16 protein-coding genes are annotated in these 17,701 nt (G+C 72.6%); 14 read left to right on the forward strand and 2 right to left on the reverse strand.

Going from position 1 to position 17,701, the window contains the following annotated elements; genetic code table 11:
* Positions 1-25 precede the first annotated feature (25 nt).
* Positions 26-292, forward strand: coding sequence for a dsRBD fold-containing protein (locus tag AB0878_RS24995; protein ID WP_366582657.1), 267 nt, complete (start codon positions 26-28; stop codon positions 290-292).
* A 13-nt stretch (positions 293-305) separates the two neighbouring features.
* Positions 306-827, forward strand: coding sequence for a flavodoxin domain-containing protein (locus AB0878_RS25000; RefSeq protein WP_366582658.1), 522 nt, complete (start codon positions 306-308; stop codon positions 825-827).
* A 186-nt stretch (positions 828-1,013) separates the two neighbouring features.
* Here the strand turns inward: AB0878_RS25000 and AB0878_RS25005 are convergent, their stop codons facing one another.
* The gene (locus tag AB0878_RS25005) at positions 1,014-1,640 is read right to left on the reverse strand and encodes a hypothetical protein (RefSeq protein ID WP_366582659.1); all 627 of its coding nucleotides are present in this window, start codon (positions 1,638-1,640) and stop codon (positions 1,014-1,016) included.
* A gap of 176 nt (positions 1,641-1,816) precedes the next feature.
* Here AB0878_RS25005 and AB0878_RS25010 point away from each other — a divergent pair, with 176 nt between their 5' ends.
* The 8 genes from AB0878_RS25010 (at position 1,817) to AB0878_RS25045 (ending at position 13,783) form a co-directional block, all read left to right on the forward strand.
* The gene (locus AB0878_RS25010; protein WP_366582660.1) at positions 1,817-2,350 is read left to right on the forward strand and encodes a flavodoxin domain-containing protein; all 534 of its coding nucleotides are present in this window, start codon (positions 1,817-1,819) and stop codon (positions 2,348-2,350) included.
* A 272-nt stretch (positions 2,351-2,622) separates the two neighbouring features.
* Positions 2,623-3,123: a universal stress protein gene (locus AB0878_RS25015; RefSeq protein WP_366582661.1), complete on the forward strand. Its 501-nt coding sequence runs from the start codon at positions 2,623-2,625 to the stop codon at positions 3,121-3,123.
* A 113-nt stretch (positions 3,124-3,236) separates the two neighbouring features.
* Positions 3,237-4,085, forward strand: coding sequence for a molybdenum cofactor guanylyltransferase (locus AB0878_RS25020; RefSeq protein WP_366582662.1), 849 nt, complete (start codon positions 3,237-3,239; stop codon positions 4,083-4,085).
* A gap of 39 nt (positions 4,086-4,124) precedes the next feature.
* A complete protein-coding gene (locus tag AB0878_RS25025; protein ID WP_366582663.1) occupies positions 4,125-5,927 on the forward strand; it encodes an aldehyde ferredoxin oxidoreductase C-terminal domain-containing protein in 1,803 nt (600 codons plus the stop codon).
* A 53-nt stretch (positions 5,928-5,980) separates the two neighbouring features.
* A complete protein-coding gene (gene fdhF / locus AB0878_RS25030) occupies positions 5,981-8,935 on the forward strand; it encodes a formate dehydrogenase subunit alpha (RefSeq protein ID WP_366582664.1) in 2,955 nt (984 codons plus the stop codon).
* Positions 8,932-10,662: an NAD(P)H-dependent oxidoreductase subunit E gene (locus AB0878_RS25035; protein ID WP_366582665.1), complete on the forward strand. Its 1,731-nt coding sequence runs from the start codon at positions 8,932-8,934 to the stop codon at positions 10,660-10,662. Before fdhF ends, AB0878_RS25035 begins: the two co-directional genes overlap by 4 nt.
* Entirely contained in the window at positions 10,659-11,879 is a 1,221-nt protein-coding gene (glp, locus tag AB0878_RS25040) for a gephyrin-like molybdotransferase Glp (protein ID WP_366582666.1), read from the forward strand. The genes AB0878_RS25035 and glp overlap by 4 nt, the downstream gene beginning before the upstream one ends.
* Positions 11,876-13,783, forward strand: a complete 1,908-nt coding sequence (locus AB0878_RS25045) for a molybdopterin biosynthesis protein (RefSeq protein WP_366582667.1) — start codon at positions 11,876-11,878, stop codon at positions 13,781-13,783. The genes glp and AB0878_RS25045 overlap by 4 nt, the downstream gene beginning before the upstream one ends.
* Before the next feature lie 214 nt (positions 13,784-13,997).
* Here AB0878_RS25045 and AB0878_RS25050 read toward each other — a convergent pair whose 3' ends face one another.
* The gene (locus AB0878_RS25050) at positions 13,998-14,354 is read right to left on the reverse strand and encodes a VOC family protein (RefSeq protein ID WP_366582668.1); all 357 of its coding nucleotides are present in this window, start codon (positions 14,352-14,354) and stop codon (positions 13,998-14,000) included.
* 123 nt (positions 14,355-14,477) lie between these two features.
* Here AB0878_RS25050 and AB0878_RS25055 point away from each other — a divergent pair, with 123 nt between their 5' ends.
* The 4 genes from AB0878_RS25055 (at position 14,478) to AB0878_RS25070 (ending at position 17,668) form a co-directional block, all read left to right on the forward strand.
* Positions 14,478-14,879 carry a nuclear transport factor 2 family protein gene (locus tag AB0878_RS25055; protein ID WP_366582669.1) on the forward strand — a complete coding sequence of 134 codons (402 nt, stop codon included), beginning with the start codon at positions 14,478-14,480 and terminating at the stop codon, positions 14,877-14,879.
* A 93-nt stretch (positions 14,880-14,972) separates the two neighbouring features.
* Entirely contained in the window at positions 14,973-15,890 is a 918-nt protein-coding gene (locus AB0878_RS25060) for a LysR family transcriptional regulator (RefSeq protein WP_366582670.1), read from the forward strand.
* A gap of 173 nt (positions 15,891-16,063) precedes the next feature.
* Positions 16,064-16,732 (forward strand): helix-turn-helix domain-containing protein, encoded by a 669-nt coding sequence (locus tag AB0878_RS25065; protein WP_366582671.1) that lies wholly within the window; start codon positions 16,064-16,066, stop codon positions 16,730-16,732.
* A 99-nt stretch (positions 16,733-16,831) separates the two neighbouring features.
* Positions 16,832-17,668: an SDR family NAD(P)-dependent oxidoreductase gene (locus tag AB0878_RS25070; RefSeq protein ID WP_366582672.1), complete on the forward strand. Its 837-nt coding sequence runs from the start codon at positions 16,832-16,834 to the stop codon at positions 17,666-17,668.
* Positions 17,669-17,701 lie beyond the last annotated feature (33 nt).

Here is a 17,701-nt window from a genome sequence, read left to right on the forward strand (position 1 = left end):
ACCGTCGGCGGAACAGGAGGAAGTCATGCACACCAGGCAATGGCACGTCGAAGTGCTGCTCAGCGAAGACGAAGGGCGGACGAACGCCACGGCCCGGCTGCACACTGGGTCGGGTACGCCGCTCGACGCCGCGGGCACCGCGCGGCTCAACCCGGTCGACCGCGACGTCCCGGAGATCGGCGACGAGCTCGCCGCCGCCCGGGCGCTGAGCGCGCTCGCGCACCGGCTGCTGGACGTCGCCGCGGAGGACATCGAAGGCAGCACGCACGAGCCGGCTCGGCTCGACAGGTGAGGAGGTGGACGGGATGCACGCGATCATCGTGTACGAGTCCATGTTCGGTGACACCGAAGAGGTGGCCCGCGCGGTGGCGGACGGGCTGGGTTCCGCCGAGGTCGTCCCCGTCGACCTCGCGCCGCGCGATCTGATGGGGCGCGACCTGCTCGTGGTGGGCGCGCCGACGCACGTCCACGGGATGAGCCGGCCGTCGACGCGCAAGGCGGCGGCGGAGCAGGCCCCGGAAGGGACTCTCACGCACGAGTCGGGGATGCGCGAGTGGCTGGGCGGGTTTCACGTCCTGCCACCGGGAACGACCACGGCCGCGTTCGATACCAGGCTCCACAAACCTCGGTGGCTGACCGGCTCCGCCGCGAGGGTGGCCGACAAGATCCTGCGCCGCCTCGGTCATCCGCCGATCGTCCCGGCGACGAGCTTCTTCGTCGAGGTGGTGGACGGCGAAACGCGGCTGGTGGAGGGAGAACGAGCCCGCGCCCGGGAGTGGGGCGAGTCCCTCGCCCGGGCCCAGCGGACCGGGTCCGGCCGCGGCTGAGGATCCGGTGCGGCGGTGACGACTCGGTGGGGGCGGCTCGGCGGGAAGGTCGGTCGCGCCACCGGATGATGCCGTGACCCGCCGGTCGGGGGACGGCGCGCGATCGGGAAAGCCGTGGTGTCCGATACGCCTGCGGGGAACCCGAGCCGGTTCCCGAAGCCGCGGCCGCCGGGTCGAGCAGCGTGTTCAATCCGGCCGGCCGGGGGCGGCGAGAGCCCGGGCCCGTGCCTCCTCGGAGATCGTCCGCACCAGCGTGGCGTGCGCCGCCTGGGCGAAGGGCCGGGCGATTCGCCAGTACCGGCGGAACTTGAGCCAGCTCTGCGGGTCCGTCATCTGCACTCGGCTGTCGACGGTCAGCAGGCTGTGGTGGACTCCGTAGGACCGCACGCCGAACGTGATCACCAGTTTCCCGTACCCGGGTTCGGAAAACGCCGCGAAGTCGTCCGGGTCGACCCGGCGCCAGGTGACGACCGGGCGCCAGAACTTCCCGGCGACGCCGACCGCGAACTCGGTGCCCGGGTGCTCGCCGAGGAGCGCCCAGTCGGAACCGCTGTCGAGGTCGTCGACGGTCAGGCGGGTGGGCTGCCGGGGCGGGCCGTGGCGCCGGTCGCGCCAGCGCGCGGGCAGCTCGCGGACCCGCTCCGTGACGGTCAGAAGTCCACTGTGGACGTCCGTCAGGTCGAGGTCGCGTGCCGCCGCGTACGTCTCCTTGGCCGGCGCGTCGACGATCTCATGGCGCACCAGGGAGAACTGGGGGTGCGGGACGAACCGGTCGCCGAGCAGATCGGGTGCCTGCGGGTGGGAATCCGTCATGGTTCCTCCTCTTCGGGCGGGGGTGGAGTGTCCAGGCTCGGCGCGCCCCCGTGCGCGCGCCAGGATCGGACGGTGTGTGCGTGGCCGATTTCGTCATCGCCGGAAGTGACTTCCTGCTCTGCCGCGGGCCGCGGCGGGACGCCACGGTGAGGGGGTCGATCGGAAGGCGGCTGGCCATGAGGATTCTCGTCGTGGTGGCGACCAGGCACGGCGCCACGAGGGAAATCGCCGAGCAGATCGCCGCGACGGCCAGGGCTTCGCTCGAGGAAACCGGTGTCGTGGTGGAGGCCGAGGTGCGCGATGCCGAGCACGTCACGTCGTTCGCGGGGTACGACGCGGCGGTGCTCGGCAGCGCGGTCTACTTCGGGCATTGGCTCGACAGCGCCCGTCGTGTCGTGCACGAGCACCAGGAGGAGCTGCGCCGCGTCCCCGTGTGGCTGTTCTCCAGCGGGCCGGCGGGGGAGCAGGCGCACCCGGGGGAGGATCCGGTGGACGTCTCGGACGTGCTGGTCGCTTCGGGCGCCCGCGAGCACCGGCTTTTCGGCGGCCGCATCGAGCGCGCGAAGCTGCGCTTCCCCGAACGGGCCGTGGTCGCCGCGCTGCGAGTACCGGACGGCGACAACCGCGACTGGCCGATGATCCGGGCCTGGGCGCGGACCATCGCCGGCGAGCTGGCCGCGGAGCCCGCGCAGCGGCAGGGCCGGCGATGAGCGGGAGAGCCGCGGTCGTGCCCGTCCTGGCTCGTGCGCCGGGGGCGCCGCGCGGACGACGGCACGGGACCCGGCTGCCTTCGCCGGTGATACGGGCCCCGTCGATCGGGTGCCAACCTCGGCGAATCCCGGTCTCACCGAGCTACTGGTGCGGACCGGCATCACGTCGATCTCGGTGGACCCCGACGTGATCGGTCGCGCCCGGCACGCGATCGCCGCGGCCGAGCGCGGCGCCCTGCCGGGCCCCGTCCCCGTCGGGAGAGGAGAAGGCCGTGACCACGGCAGACGAGAACGACATCGTCGTCGGTGTCGACGGTTCGGCGGGCAGCGCCGCGGCGCTGCGCTGGGCCCTGGCCGAGGCGAAGGCGAGCGGCCGGCGGGTCGTGGCGGTCCGGGCGTGGACCTACGACCCCACCGCCGATCTGGAGTCGGCGGCGGCGCGGTCGCCGCGGGACCTGGAAAACCGCTACCGGCAGCGGCTGGCGCAGTCCGTCGCCGAGGCGCTCGCCGGCGCCGACCCGGTGCCGGTCCGGGCGGAGCCCGTCGACGGCGCGCCCGGTCCGGTCCTCGTGCGGGTCTCGCAGAACGCGGCGATGCTCGTCGTCGGGAGCCACGGCCACGGCCGCCTGCTGCGGCTGCTCGTCGGGTCCGTGTCCGCCCACTGCCTCAAGGAGTCCCGCTGCCCGGTTGTCGTCGTGCCGGTTCGCACGGCGGAGGAACGGGGGCCGGTCCCGGACCCGGCCGTGACCTACGAGCCCGGCCCGCTGTTGTGAGCACGCCGCAGTCGCTCTTCTCGCTCGGCGGCCCGGCCGAGGCGGCCGGGCCGGGGAACGCCGCGGTGGCTGTTCCTCGCCACCGTCCGTGACTCGCGGCTATCCTCCGGCAGATGCAGACCGAGGCGGGTGTGGTGCTTGCCGGTGGGCGATCGTCGCGGATGGGCCGGCCCAAGGCGGGCTTGGAGTGGCACGGCTCGACGCTGCTGTACCGGACGTGTGCCGTGCTGGGACGGGTGATCGACGGCCCGGTGGTGGTCGTCGCGGCGGCCGGGCAGGAGCTGCCCGAGCTGCCGGCGGCCGTCGAGGTCGTCGAGGATCCGGTCGAGGGCCTCGGGCCGATGCAGGGGGTCGCGGCGGGACTGGCGGCGGTGGCGGAGCGGGCCGAGGCGGCGTTCGTGTGCTCGACGGACATGCCGTTGCTGCATCCCGCGTGGGTGCGGCGAGTGCTGCGCGGGCTGGCGGAGACGGGTGCGGACATGGTGATGCCGGTGGCCCGGGGGTTCCGGCAGCCGCTGGCGGCCGCGTACCGGACGTCGCTGGCCGGGCTGATCACCGGGCTGATCGGGGAGGGCGACCTGCGGCCGGGGATGTTGTTCAAGCACTGCACCGTCGCCCAGCTCGAGGACGCCCAGCTGCTCTCCGACCGGGCGCTGGCGAAGCTCGACCCGGAGCTGGAGTCGGTGATCAACGTGAACACGCCGGAGGACTACGCCGAGGTGCGGCACCGCCCGGCGCCGGAGGTGACGGTCGAACGGTTCGGGGCACTGGCGGGCAAGGACGGGCACCGGCCGCGGACCGGCCGTGCGGCCACGTTGGGTGCGGCCGCCGAGCTGGCCGGGCTGGCGCTGGACCGGCACGTGGTCGCCGCGGTGAACGGTGAGCAGGTGACGCGGGATCCGTTGCTGCCGCTCGTGACGGGGGATTCGGTGGCGTTCCTGTCGGCAGATGCCGGCGGCTGAGCGCGCCACAACCGCTCGAACGGGCCTACAGTCGGAGGCATGGCGCCGGGAGGCTTTTTCGGGCGGGCACTGGTCGTCGACGTCGGGGACGACACGGCGACCGGTGAAACGTGCGAGCTGGACGAGCGCGTGCTGCGCGCGTACCTCGGCGGCGTCGGGCTGGGCACGTGGCTGCTGCACCGGTTCGCGCCGCCGCGGGTGGATCCGCTCGCGCCGGAAGCACCGTTGGCGTTCGTGTTCTCGTCGCTCGTGGGCACGCCGCTGACCACGAGCGCGAAGTTCGCCGTCGTCGCCAAGTCCCCGTTGACCGGCCTGCTGACCGACGCGTTGGCGTCGAGCCAGTTCGCCATCGCCGGGAAGCTGACCGGGCACGACGCCCTCGTCATCCGCGGTCGCGCCGCCCGCTTGTCGGTGCTGCTCGTCGACGGCGACGGAGTGCGCCTCGAACCGGCGCCGGAGCTGGCCGGGTTGCCCGCGGCCGACGCCGAAGCACGGGCCCGGCAGCGGTTCGGGCGGGGCTGGCGCACGGCGGCGATCGGGCCGGCCGGGGAACGTCAGGTCCGCTACGCCACGATCAGCCACGACGGCCGCCACGCCGGGCGCGGCGGGCTCGGCGCGGTGCTGGGCGCGAAGAACATCAAGGCGGTCCTCGTGCGGTCGGCGACCAAGGTGGCCGTCGCGGACCAGGCCGGGGTGCTGGCCGCGGCGAAAGACCTGCGGCGACGCAGTTTCGGCCCGGCCACCGCGAAGTACCGGGAGCTGGGCACGCTGGCGAACCTGCTGGCGTTCAACGCGGTCAGCACGTTGCCGACCCGCAACTTCACCGCCGCCACCTTCGACGGCGCGCCGAAGCTCGCCGCCGAGGAGCTGCACGAGCTGCGCGGGGTGGCCCGCAACAGCTGCGCGTCCTGCTCGATCGGCTGCGAGCACATCTACTCCCGCAAGGGCGGCGGCAGTCAGCGGATGGAGTACGAGAACGTGTTCGCGCTCGGCCCGCTGTGCGGGGTCTCCGATCCCGACGACGTGTTCGCCGCCAGCGCGAAGTGCGACGAGCTGGGTCTGGACACGATCTCGGCCGGCGGCACGATCGCGTGGGCCATGGAATGCGTCGAGCGGGGCCTGATCGACGAGCCGTGGCTGAAGTTCGGCGACGGCGCCGCGTTGCTGCGGGCGCTCGAGTCGATCGGCGCCCGCGAGGCCGGGCTGGGCGAGCTGCTGGCCCAGGGGTCCCGGCGCGCGGCCGCGATCGTCGGGCACGGCTCGATCGGCTTCGCCCCGCAGGTCAAGGGCCTGGAGCTGCCGGGTTACGAGCCGCGCAGCCTGCAGTCGATGGCGCTGGGCCTGGCGGTGAACGCGCGCGGCGCCGACCACAACCGGTCCGGCGCCTACGAAGCCGACCTCTCGGGCGAGGTGAACCGGTTCCGCGGCGGCGCGGCCCACGTCGGCGCGGCGATCGGCACCGAGGACCGGGCCGCGGTGATGGACTCGATGATCCTGTGCAAGTTCCTGCGCGGGGTGTTCGAGGACCCGTTCACCGAGTGGGCCACGCTGCTGTCCCTGGTCACCGGCTGGCCGGTCGACGCGGACGAGCTGCGGGCCACGGCCGAGCGGATCGTGCGGGCCAAGCGGGCCTTCAACCAGCGCGAAGGTGCCACCGCGAAGGACGACACCCTGCCGCCCCGCATGCTGGAAACGCCGCTGGAGCTGGCGTCCGGTCGTGCCGCGACGTTGACCGCGCAGCAATTGCAGGCCATGGTCGACAGTTATTACGTTGCCCGTGGGCTCGATGAGGAAGGACGGGTGCGCGCCAGCGACCTTCCCGGACTCCTCCTCGAAGCCTGACTGTACGAGGTATGTTGTATACGACATACGCTCGCTTGTGACGGAGGTCAGTGATGACGACAGTCGATGAGCCGGCCACAGCGGTGCGTACGGTGACCACGACGATCGACGGCCACTCCGTGACGGTGCCCGAGGGAACGAGCATCTACAACGCGGCTCAGCAGGCCGGCATCGACATTCCCGTGCTGTGCCACAACGAGCGCTACGACCCCGTCGGCGTCTGCCGGATGTGCGTGGTCGACACCGGCGGCCGCGTGTTCGCCGCCGCGTGCGTGCGCCCGTGCGAGGACGGCATGGAAGTCAAGACCAGCACGCCCGAGCTGGAACGCAACCGCGCGACGCTCACCGAGCTGCTGCTGTCGGACCAGCCGGACCGCGCCGAGGACCCCAAGCAGACCACGACCGGCGACAACCTGCTGCTGGAGCTGGCCGACCGCTTCGACGTCGCCAAGGAGACCACCGACCTGCCCTGCGGCTCCGGGCGCGGCACGGACCTGTCCAACCCGGTCATCGCGGTCAACCACGACGCCTGCATCCTCTGCGACCGCTGCGTGCGGGCCTGCGACGACATCCAGGGCAACGACGTGATCGGCCGCTCCGGCAAGGGCTACTCGACGAAGATCGCGTTCGACCTCGACGACCCCATGGGCTCCAGCTCCTGCGTCACCTGCGGCGAGTGCGTGCAGGCCTGCCCGACGGGCGCGCTGACCAACAAGGCGATCAACCTCATCCCGATCCAGCCCCGCGAGCAGCTCGACGCCGTCGACAGCGTCTGCCCCTACTGCGGGGTCGGCTGCGCGCTGACGTACTACGTCGACCGCGACCGCGGCGCGATCTCCTTCGCCGAAGGCCGCGACCAGCCCGGGTCGAAGAGCCGGCTGTGCGTCAAGGGCCGCTACGGCTGGGACTACGCCGCTTCACCGCAACGGCTCACCACGCCGCTCATCCGCATCGACTCGTCGTACCCGAAGGGCCCGCTGTCCGCGGACGTCCGCGGCGACGCCGAGAACGACCGTGGACGCGGCGGTGGCGGCGGGAACCGCAGCGGGGGCGGCCGGAGCCAGAAGCGCGGCCGCGACGGCCGGCGCAAGCCGGGTGGGCTCGTCGACTACGACGAGGTCATGCCGCACTTCCGCGAGGCGACCTGGGACGAGGCGCTCGACCTCGTCGCGCGGCGGCTCAAGGAGATCCACGCGACCGGTGGGCCGGGCGCCATCGCCGGGTTCGGCTCGGCGAAGTGCTCCAACGAGGAGGCCTACCTCTTCCAGAAGCTCATCCGGGCCGGGTTCGGCACCAACAACGTCGACCACTGCACCCGGCTGTGCCACGCGTCCTCGGTCGCGGCGCTGTTCGAGGGCGTCGGCTCGGGCGCGGTGTCCACGACCTACGGCGACGTGACCAACGCGGACATCGTGATCATCACCGGGTCCAACCCGACGGCGAACCACCCGGTCGCCAGCTCGTTCTTCAAGCAGGCCCGCCGGCGCGGCACCAAGATCGTCTACGTGGACCCGCGCGCCAGCACGGTGTCCGAGCACGCCGACTACTACTGCCAGGTCAAGCCCGGCACCGATGTCGCGTTCTACAACTCGATCATGCACGAGGTGATCCGGCTCGGGATGATCGATCGCGAGTTCATCGCCGAGCGCGTGTCGGGCTACGAGGAGCTCGCGCGCACGGTCGCGGAGTACCCGCCGGAGCGGGCCGCGCAGATCACCGGCGTGGACGCGGACCTGATCCGCGAGGTCGCCCGAGAGTGGGGCGAGGCCGGCGCGGGCGTCATCTACTGGGGCATGGGCATTTCCCAGCACACCACCGGCACCGACAACGCCCGCTGCCTGATCGCGCTGTGCTCGATCACCGGCAACGTCGGCCGGCCCGGTACCGGGCTGCACCCGTTGCGCGGCCAGAACAACGTGCAGGGCGCCTCCGACGCGGGCCTGATCCCGATGTTCTACCCGGACTACCAGGGCGTCGACCGCGACCGCACCCGGCAGCGGTTCGAGCAGGCCTGGGGCACGACCCTGGACCCGAAGCGCGGGCTGACCGTCACCGAGATCATCGGCTCGGTGCTCAAACCCGGTGGCGTGCGCGGGATGTACATGCTCGGGGAGAACCCGTTCCTGTCCGACCCGAACATCAACAAGGTCCGCAAGGCCCTCGGCGCGCTGGACTTCCTCGTGGTGCAGGACATCTTCCTCACCGAGACGGCCGAGTTCGCCGACGTGATCCTGCCCGCGTCGTCCTACCTGGAGAAGGACGGCAGCTACACCAACACCGACCGGCGGGTGCAACTGGGCCGCAAGGTCATGGACCCGCCCGGGCAGGCGCGGGTCGACTGGGAGATCGTGCAGGACATCGCCCGGCGGATCGGCCTGGACTGGAACTACTCGGGCCCCAGCGAGATCTTCGACGAGATGGTCGCGCTGATGCCCTCGTACAAGAACCTGCGCCACGACAACCTCGGCCTGTCCGGGAAGCTCTACCCCAACGCCGACCCGGAGCACTCCGACGGCACCGTGGTGCTGTTCGACGAGCGATTCAACACCGACGACGGCCTGGCCCACCTCGTCGCCGCGCAGTGGCTGCCGGCCAAGGAACTCCCGGACGCGGAGTACCCACTGGTGCTCAACACCGGCCGGCTGCTGGAGCACTGGCACACCGGGTCGATGACGCGGCGCTCGTTCGCGCTGGACTCGATCGCCCCGATCCCGGAGGTGTACATGCACCCGAAGGACGCCGCCGACCGCGGCCTGGCCCACGGTGAACGGGCGCGCGTGCGGTCCCGGCGCGGGGTGATCGAGCTGCAGGTGAAGATCTCGCACCGCGAACAGCTCGGGAACTGCTTCATCCCGTTCCACTTCCGGGAAGCGGCGGCGAACCTGCTGACCATCGACGAGATCGACCCGTACGGCAAGATCCCCGAGTTCAAGTTCTGCGCGATCCAGGTCGAGGCCCTGGGCGCGGCGCACACCGAATCCGTCACGGCGGCAGGAGTCGCGGAATGACCTTGAGTCCCGAGCGGGTGCCCGGCGTCGAGGCGCGGGCGGGCAAGTTCCCCGGCCCGTCGCTGATCCCGGCGCTGAACGCGATCCAGGCCCGGCTCGGCTGGCTGCCGCGCGAGGAGCTGGAGGAGCTGGCGCGCGACGTGAGCCGGCCGCGGTACGAGATCGAGGGCCTGATCTCGTTCTACCCGCACTTCCGCACCACCCCGCCGAAAAAGGTGCAGATCAGCGTCTGCCACGACCTGTCGTGCTGGCTGCGCTCGGGCGAGGACCGCATCGCGGAGATCAAGCAGCAGTACGGCGAAGACACCGACGTCGAGCTGGTCGAGGTCTCGTGCCTGGGCCGCTGCGACGCCGCACCCGCGGCCGCGGTGAACGAGCACCCGGCGCCGGTGTCCGAAGTGGACACGTTGGTCACCGCCGCGCGCGGCGGGGGAGTCGGGCCCGCGTCGGCGGTGCGGCGCGAGGAGCCGTGGCCGAACGATCCGTACCCCGGCGGTTCCGGGGTGGGCGAGCGCTATCGCTCGTTGCGCGCGTTGCTGGCCGGCGAGATCAGTGCCGAGTCCGTGGTGGCGACGCTGAAGGACTCCGGGCTGCGCGGCATGGGCGGTGCCGGGTTCCCGACCGGGCAGAAGTGGAACCTGGTCGCCGGCACCCAGCCGGGCACGGTGAAGTACGCCATCTGCAACGCCGACGAGTCCGAGCCGGGCACGTTCAAGGACCGGCAGATCCTCGCCGAGCAGCCGCACCTGGTGCTGGAAGGGCTGCTGCTGGGCATGGCCGTGGTCGGTGCCGAGCAGGGCTGGGTGTTCATCCGGCACGAGTACGGCCCCGAGGAACACGTGCTGAGCGAGGAGATCGCCGCGTTGCGCGAGGCCGGGGTGATCGGGCCGGACGCGTGCGGCAGCGGGCGGCGGCTGGAGCTGGACCTCTTCGTCTCCCCGGGCGGCTACATCCTCGGCGAGGAGACGGCGCTGCTCGAGTGCATGGAGGGCCACCGCGGCGAGCCCCGCAACAAACCGCCGTTCCCGGGCAACTACGGCCTGCACGGGCGGCCCACCCTGATCAACTCGGTGGAGACCTTCGCCGACGTGCCGGTGATCCTGCAGCGCGGCGCGGACTGGTGGCATTCGCAGGGCATCGGCGACTCGACCGGCTGGAAGTTCTTCGCCGTCTCCGGGCATGTGGCCGACCCCGGCGTGTACTGCGTGCCGATGGGTACCACCGTGCGGGAGCTGATCGACACTGCCGGTGGGGTGCTCGACGGTGCGCCCGTGGGCGCGGTTCAGCCGGGCGGGGCGTCGTCCAATTTCATCGGACCCGACCAGCTCGACCTGCGGCTGGACTTCGCGTCGCTGGCCGAGGCCGGGACGATGCTGGGCTCCGGCGCCCTGGTGGTGCTGGCCGAAGGCACCGACCTGCTGGCCGCGTCGACGAACGTGCTGCGGTTCTTCCGCAACGAGTCGTGCGGCAAATGCGTGCCCTGCCGGGTCGGGTCCACGAAGGCGCACACGCTGCTGCGCGGTGTGCTCGACACGGAGTCCGAATTGGACGACGCCGGGCGCGGGAAGATCCTGCAGCTGGAAGAGGCGATGCGCAAGACGTCGATCTGCGGGCTCGGCCAGGTCGCGCTCGGGCCGGTGGTGTCGGTGCTGGGCTTGGCCAAGGGCGGCGCCGCGGCGCGTCCCCACCCGAAGCCCGAGGGAGCGAAGGACCAGCCGGGTCGGTGAGCGGACGCGAGTTCTTCACCACCCGCACCGTCGCCGAGGCCCTCGCCGGGTTCCGTCCGGCGCACCGCACCGCCGTCGAGACCGTCGCGTTGCCGGCGGCCCTGCACCGGGTACCGGCGGGCGACATCCCGTCGCCACACGCGTTGCCGGGCTTCGTCAAGTCCACAGTGGACGGGTTCGCGGTCCGGGCGGCGGACACCTACGGCGCCTCCGACGGCCTGCCGTCCTATTTGGACCTGCTCGGCGCGGTCCGGATGGGCACCGCGCCCACGGTGTCCGTGCGGCCGGGCGGCTGCGTGGCGATGCCGACCGGCGGGGTGCTGCCCGACGGGGCGGACGCGGTGGTGATGGTCGAGTTCACCGCCGAGACCATGCCGGGCACGATCGAGGTCACCCGGCCGGTCGCGCCGGGCGGCGGGCTGGTGCGCGCCGACGACGACGTGGCCGCCGGCGCGCCGCTCGTCCCGGGTGGACGGCCGTTGCGGGCGCCGGAGCTGGGTCTGCTGGCCGCCGCGGGCGTGGTGTCCGTGCCGGTGCACGCGCGGCCGCGGGTCGTGATCATCTCGACCGGCGACGAGGTCGTCCCGCCCGGGACCGCCACGCTCGCCGCGGGCCAGGTGCGCGACGCCACGGCGTCCGCGTTGGCCGGCTTGGTGCTCGAAGCCGGCGGCGACCCGGTGCTCGCCGGCATCGTCTCGGACGAACCCGGGGCGCTGAAGGACAAGCTGACGGCGGTGCTGCCCGGGGCGGACCTGGTGGTCGTGTCGGCCGGGTCGTCGGTCGGCGCTCGGGACGAGACCGCGGGCGCCGTCGCCGCGGTCGGCGAGGTCTGGTGCCACGGGCTGGCGATCAAACCGGGGAAGCCGACGCTGCTGGCCGAGTGCGGCGGGATCCCGGTGATCGGCCTGCCGGGCAACCCCTTGTCCGCGCTGGTGGTGTTCGGGCAGATCGGGATTCCCGTGCTGTGGCGGCTCAGCGGGTGTGAGATCCCGCCCGCGCGGCCTTCGACGCGTGCCCGGCTGTCGCGCGATCTGGCCTCGGCCGCCGGCCGGCTCGACGTGGTCCAGGTCCGCGTGCGCGACGGTGTCGCCGAGCCGCTGTTCGGGCCGTCCGCGCTGCTGTCGGTGCTCACCCGCGCGGACGGGTACGTGGTCGTCCCGGAACCGGCGACCGGGCTCGACGGCGGCCTGGACGTGGATGTCACGCTGTACGCATGAACAGCCCGTTCATCTCCGATGTCCCCGCCGCCCAGGCCCACGCCGCCTGGCGGGAAGCGCGGGCGGCCGCCGGGTGCCCGGCGCGGGTCGGGGCGATCCGGGTCCCCGTCGGCGAGGCGGTGGGGCGGGTCACCGCGGAACCGGTGTGGGCGTTGCGGTCCTCACCGGCGTTCGACTCGTCCGGAATGGACGGCATCGCCGTGCGCGCGGCCGACACGGTGGGGGCCTCGGAGACGGCGCCCGTGGTGGTGACGGATTTCGAAGTCGTCGACACCGGCGACCCGCTGCCGCCCGGGTACGACGCGGTGGTCATGCGTGAACACGTCCACCACACGCCCGGCGGTGCCGAGCTGCACACGGCGGTGCCGCCGTACCAGCACGTGCGCTCCATCGGGGAAGACATCAGCGCGGCCGAGCTGCTGCTGCCCGAGGGCCATCGGCTGCGTCCGGTCGACGTCGCCGCGAGTGCCGCCGCCGGCGTGACCGAGCTGGCCGTGCGGCGGGCACCGGTCGTGGTGATCATCCCGACCGGCGACGAGATCCGGCCACTCGGGACCGAGCTGCGGCCGGGCGAGATCGCCGACACCAACTCGGTGATGCTCGCCGCGCAGGCCCGCGAGGTCGGCTGCGACGCCCGGGTCACCGCCATCGTCGCCGACGACCCGGCCGCCATCACCGCCGCCGCGCGCACGGCCGCCCGCGAAGCCGACCTGGTCATGCTCATCGCGGGGTCCAGCGCGGGCCGCGACGACTACACCGCCCGCGTCGTCGCCGAAGCCGGAACCGTTGCCGTGCACGGGGTCGCGGTGCGGCCCGGGCATCCCGTGGTGCTGGGGACCGTCACCGGCGATCCGGCGACGCCGATCCTCGGGGTGCCCGGTTATCCCGTGTCGGCGGCGCTGACGTTCGACATCTTCGCCGCGCCCCTGCTGGCCGAGCTCGAAGGCGCCGCGCCCCGCGAACGGCCCTCGACCACGGCCCGCCTCGCCCGGAAACTGCCGTCGGTGGTCGGCATGGACGACTGGGTGCGCGTGCGGCTGGGCCGCGTGCAGGACCACGTCGTCGCGACCCCGCTCCCGCGCGGCGCCGGGGTGCTCACCTCCCTCGTGCGGGCCGACGGCCTGCTCGTGGTCCCGGCCGGCGTCGAAGGGCACCACGCCGGGACCGAGGTCCGCGTGGAGCTGCTGCGCGGACTCGCCGAGATCGACCGGACCATCGTCGCGATCGGTTCGCACGACCTCGTGCTCGACCTCGCCGCTTCGGCCCTGCGCGCCGCCGACCCGCTCGTGACACTGGCCTCCTCCAACGTCGGCTCGCTCGGCGGCCTGGTCGCCCTGCGCGACGGGTTGTGCCACCTCGCCGGCTCGCACCTGCTCGACCCCGCCACCGGCGAGTACACCCTGCCGTACGTGGAACGCCTGCTCGGCGACGAGGCCGCCGTGATCCGGCTCGTGCACCGGGACCAGGGGCTCCTCGTCGCGCCGGGAAACCCGTTGGGCCTCAAGGACATCGACGACCTCGTCCGGCCGGGGGTGCGCTACGTCAACCGCCAGCGCGGCGCCGGCACCCGCGCCCTGCTCGACCACGAACTGGGCCGCCGCGGCCTCGATCCCGCCGCCATCCCCGGTTACGCCCGCGAGGAACACACCCACCTCGCCGTCGCCGCCGCGGTCGCCGCCGGCCGCGCCGACACCGGCCTGGGCATCCTCGCCGCGGCCCGCGCCTTCGGCCTCGACTTCGTTCCGGTGGCGCAGGAACCCTACGATCTCGTGCTGCGGGCCGCGGACGTGTCGCACGAGCTCCTGGCTCCACTGTGGACACTGATCGCGGACCCCGGCTTCCGCACGCGCGTCGAGGAGCTCGGCGGCTACTCCTGCGCCGAGACGGGCAACCGGATCCGCTGAGTCGATCTCGGCAGAAGCCGATCTTCGGCTCGTTCTGACACGATCGGAAACGGTCACGGAGAAGGCCGAGTCGCACCAGGATCCGATCGAGGAGACAGACGTGCTGATCAGCTTGCCGCTCGATGCCGCCCGGCCCCTCGCGCCCGCGGGAACCGCCGGCTGCTCGCCGAGGGCCAGGAGGAGTGACCACCCCATCCGGTGCGTGCCGGAGGGCCTATGCCGCGCCCGGCTCGAAGCACTCGAACAGGTTGCCGTCCCGGTCCTTCAGGTGCACGCGGCGGCCGCCGGCGGCTGGGGCGACCGGGGACACCAGCTCGCCGCCACGGCTGGTGAAGGCGGCGATGGCGGCGTCGAGGTCGTGGACCCGGAGTGTCGCATTGCGACGGTGCGCCGCCAGGACTTCCGGGTCGCCCTCGAACAGCATGAAGGGGCCGACGACCGCGAGCCGGAATTCGGGGAACGACAATTCCCGCACGGGGCTGTCACCGGCGAGGCACTGGTAGGTCGGCAGGGCTTCGCCGATGTTCTTCACTTCGATCCGGGTGCTCACGGAATCGATGATCTCGCTCATGGAATCGAGCGTAGGCGGATCCGTGCACCGATGGTGGTTTCATCACCACCAGCCTCACCGCTGGTGAAATCGCCGCGGCCCTGCTTAGGGTCGGGAATCAAGCGGGGGAGAGAGGTCGCGAAGATGACAAAACACGCCGGTGGCGAGAATCGTCAGGCACTCGAAACGGTCGCGGACGCGTTCGCCCGCGCGTGGACGGACGGCGAGTGGGACGGCTACCTCGCGCTCTACGCGGACGATTTCGTGTTCGAGTACCCGGCTGAGCCGTCCGCGGGGCGGTGGACGGGTGCGGACGCGGTGGCCCACCGGGACCGGTGGCACCAGCGCTTCAAGGACGTCCGGGTGGTCACGACGGGGGAGGACCTGCGGATGTTCGCCGGGCCGTGGGTCGCGGTGTGCAACCACAGCGAAAGCGTGATCGCGGGGACCCGCCGGAAGAACGTGCTGACAACCGTCCTGCACCGCATCGACGGCAGCGGCCGGATCGTGGAGTACCGCGAGTTCCTCGGTGCCCGGCCGGAATGAGCGCAGCGGCCGCGGAACCGAAGGTCCACCGGGTGGCCGCACCCGCGCCGTCGTGACCCCGGGCCGCGGGCGTGGCCGGTATGGCTGACCACGATGGTCTTCACTGACGCGTCGCTCACCCCCCTTCGGGTGTTGCGGGAGGTGGCCGAGCGAGGCACGTTCACCGCTGCCGCCCACGCGCTGGGCTACACCCCGTCCGCGGTGTCCCGGCAGATCGCGTCGCTGGAGCGCGCGGCGGGACTGCCGTTGCTCGAACGACGCCACGACGGGGTTCGCCTCACGCCCGCCGGCCGGTTCGTGGTGCGTCGTGCGGCCGCGGCGATCGACCAGGTCGACGCCGCCGCGCGGGAACTGGCGGGCCTGCCCGAGGAGCACGGCACGGTGCGGCTGGGCTGGTTCGCGAGCGCCGGCGCGTGGCTCGTTCCGCGCGCGCTGGCCGCGCTGCGCCGGACGGATCCCGCCATCACGGTGATCACCCGCGAGGGTGGCACCCCGGCGTTGGCGCGGGCGTTGCGCGCCGGCACGCTGGACCTGGCCGTGCCGGCCGCGGTGCCGCCGTTTCGCCCGCCGGACAGCGAAACGCCCGCCCTCGACCTTCAGCCGCTCGTCGAACGCAGCCTGAGCGTTGCCGTGCCCAGCACGCATTCCCTGGCCCGCGCCGAGTTCATCGACGTGGCCGACCTGCGCGGCCAGCGCTGGATCGCGAACCCGGGTGACGAGCGGGCGATCGGGGTCTGGCTGGGACTGGACGAACGCCCCGCGATCGCGCACACGGCACGGGACTGGCCGGCCAAGCTCCACCTCGTCGCCGCGGGCCTGGGTATCACCACCATGCCCGCCACCTTCGCGCAGCTGGCGCCACCTGGGGTGCGCGTGCTTCCGGTCCGCGGCGGTCCGGCCGAACGGCGGCGCATCCTGCTGGCCCGGCTGCCCCAGCGTCCCCCTGAGCCCGTCGCCCGGCTCGCCGCGGCCTTGCGCGCCGCCGCGATCGACGAAGGCTTTCCCGCCTGACGCCGGCCCGTTCCCGGTTCCTCCGCGAGCCATGACGAGACCGCATACCGGGTGTGCCGAACTCTCGTTGGCCTCATGGCTCAACGGCTCCTACGCTCGACCCGTGGAGTGCTGCGGGCCCCTCCGCAGCCCACACGGTGATGTCCTCGCGAGCGCAGGAAGGGAGGTTTCGCATGCCCGAACTGGTCCAGCGCACCGAACTCGGCGCCTTCCTGCGCGCCCGCCGCGAAGCCACCGATCCGGCGTCGGCCGGCTTCGCACCGGGCCCGCGCCGGCGCACACCCGGTCTGCGCCGGGAAGCACTCGCGCAGCTGGCGAGCCTGAGCGTCACTTGGTACACCTGGATCGAGCAGGGCCGGGACATCAGCATCAGTCACCAGGTGGTCGAGAGCCTGGCCCGCGCCCTCCGGCTGTCCCCGTCGGAGCGGGCGCATCTGTTCACCCTGGCCGGGCTGGCCCTTCCGCCCGCTCCGCCGAAACCGCGGTGCGTCGACCCGCTCCTGAGCCGGCTGGTGCGCGAGCTGCACCCGAAGCCCGCCTACGTGGTGAACCCGCTGCGGGTGGCGCTGGCGCGGCATCCGGACGATCCGCGGGGCCGCGAACTGCTCCGCGGCCTGGAAGAAGCGTCCGAAATGTTTCGTGAGCTGTGGGCCGAGCAGAGCGTGAGCGGGTTCTCCCCGGCCCGAAAGGAACTGCGTCACCCGCGTCACGGCCGCGTCGACCTGGACTGCCTCAAACTGATGGACGCGCAGAACGAGCAGCAGTCACTGATCGTTTTCCTGCCTGCCGAAGAAACGGCAGAGATCGCGCCCACAGGGCATTTGGCCGCGTTACCCAGGTAGCGGCGGCACTAGCACAACAGACACCCAAACAACGGGGTGCGGCACGCATTTCTCCCCGGCATTCTGGTGTTCACGGCAAGAGATGACCGGAGGAAGAACATGACGGACCGACCGCGCGTTGCACTCGTCACCGGGGCGACCCAGGGCTTGGGCCTGGCTCTGGTGAAGGGCCTTGCCCAGCGCCTCGGCCCCGACGACGTGGTCTACGCGACCGGACGTGACCGCGGGCGGCTCGACAAGGTCGCCGCCGAGCTCGGCGGTCTCGGCGCGCAGGTGAGGACCGAACTGTTCGACGTGGCGGACCCGCACCGCGCCGAGGAGCTGGCGGCTGCCCTGACCGAGCGGCACGGCGGGGTCGACATCGTCTTCAACAACGCGGTCATGGCCGTCACGCCCGACGACGACGCGCGCGCGATCGTCGGCGACTACACGCAGGTCAACAACTTCGGCACCACGCGCGTGCTGCGGGCGTTCACGCCGCGGTTGCCCGACGGCGGGCGGATGATCGTCGTCGCCAGCTCACTCGGCACCCTGCGGTACCTCGCTCCCGTCCTGCACCGGCAGTTCGACGACCTCGCGACGCTCGACGACGTGGACGCGGCGGTGGCCGCGTGGCGTGACGCGGTGCGGGACGGCAGCGCGTTCGGAGGAGCGTGGCCGGCGTTCGTCAACATCCCCTCCAAGATCGGCCAGGTCGCCGCGGTCCGCACCCTCGCCGCACAGCGCCGGGACGGCGACCTGGCGCGCGGGGTGCTCGTCTGCGCCGTGTGCCCGGGGATGATCAACACCCGGATCTCGTCGGTGTGGTGGGACGTCAGCGGCGCGCCGACCCCGGACGAGGCGGCCGTCGCTCTGCTGGAGCTGGCGCAGGGCCCGGTGAATCCCGACCACTACGGCGCTCTGGTGCGCGAGCACCAGGTGCTCCCCTGGCGGTAGGCGAGCTCCCCGCCCCTGCCGCCCGCACGAACT

Origin of the sequence: Amycolatopsis sp. NPDC047767, assembly GCF_040704195.1 — a bacterium.
Taxonomy (GTDB): domain Bacteria; phylum Actinomycetota; class Actinomycetes; order Mycobacteriales; family Pseudonocardiaceae; genus Amycolatopsis.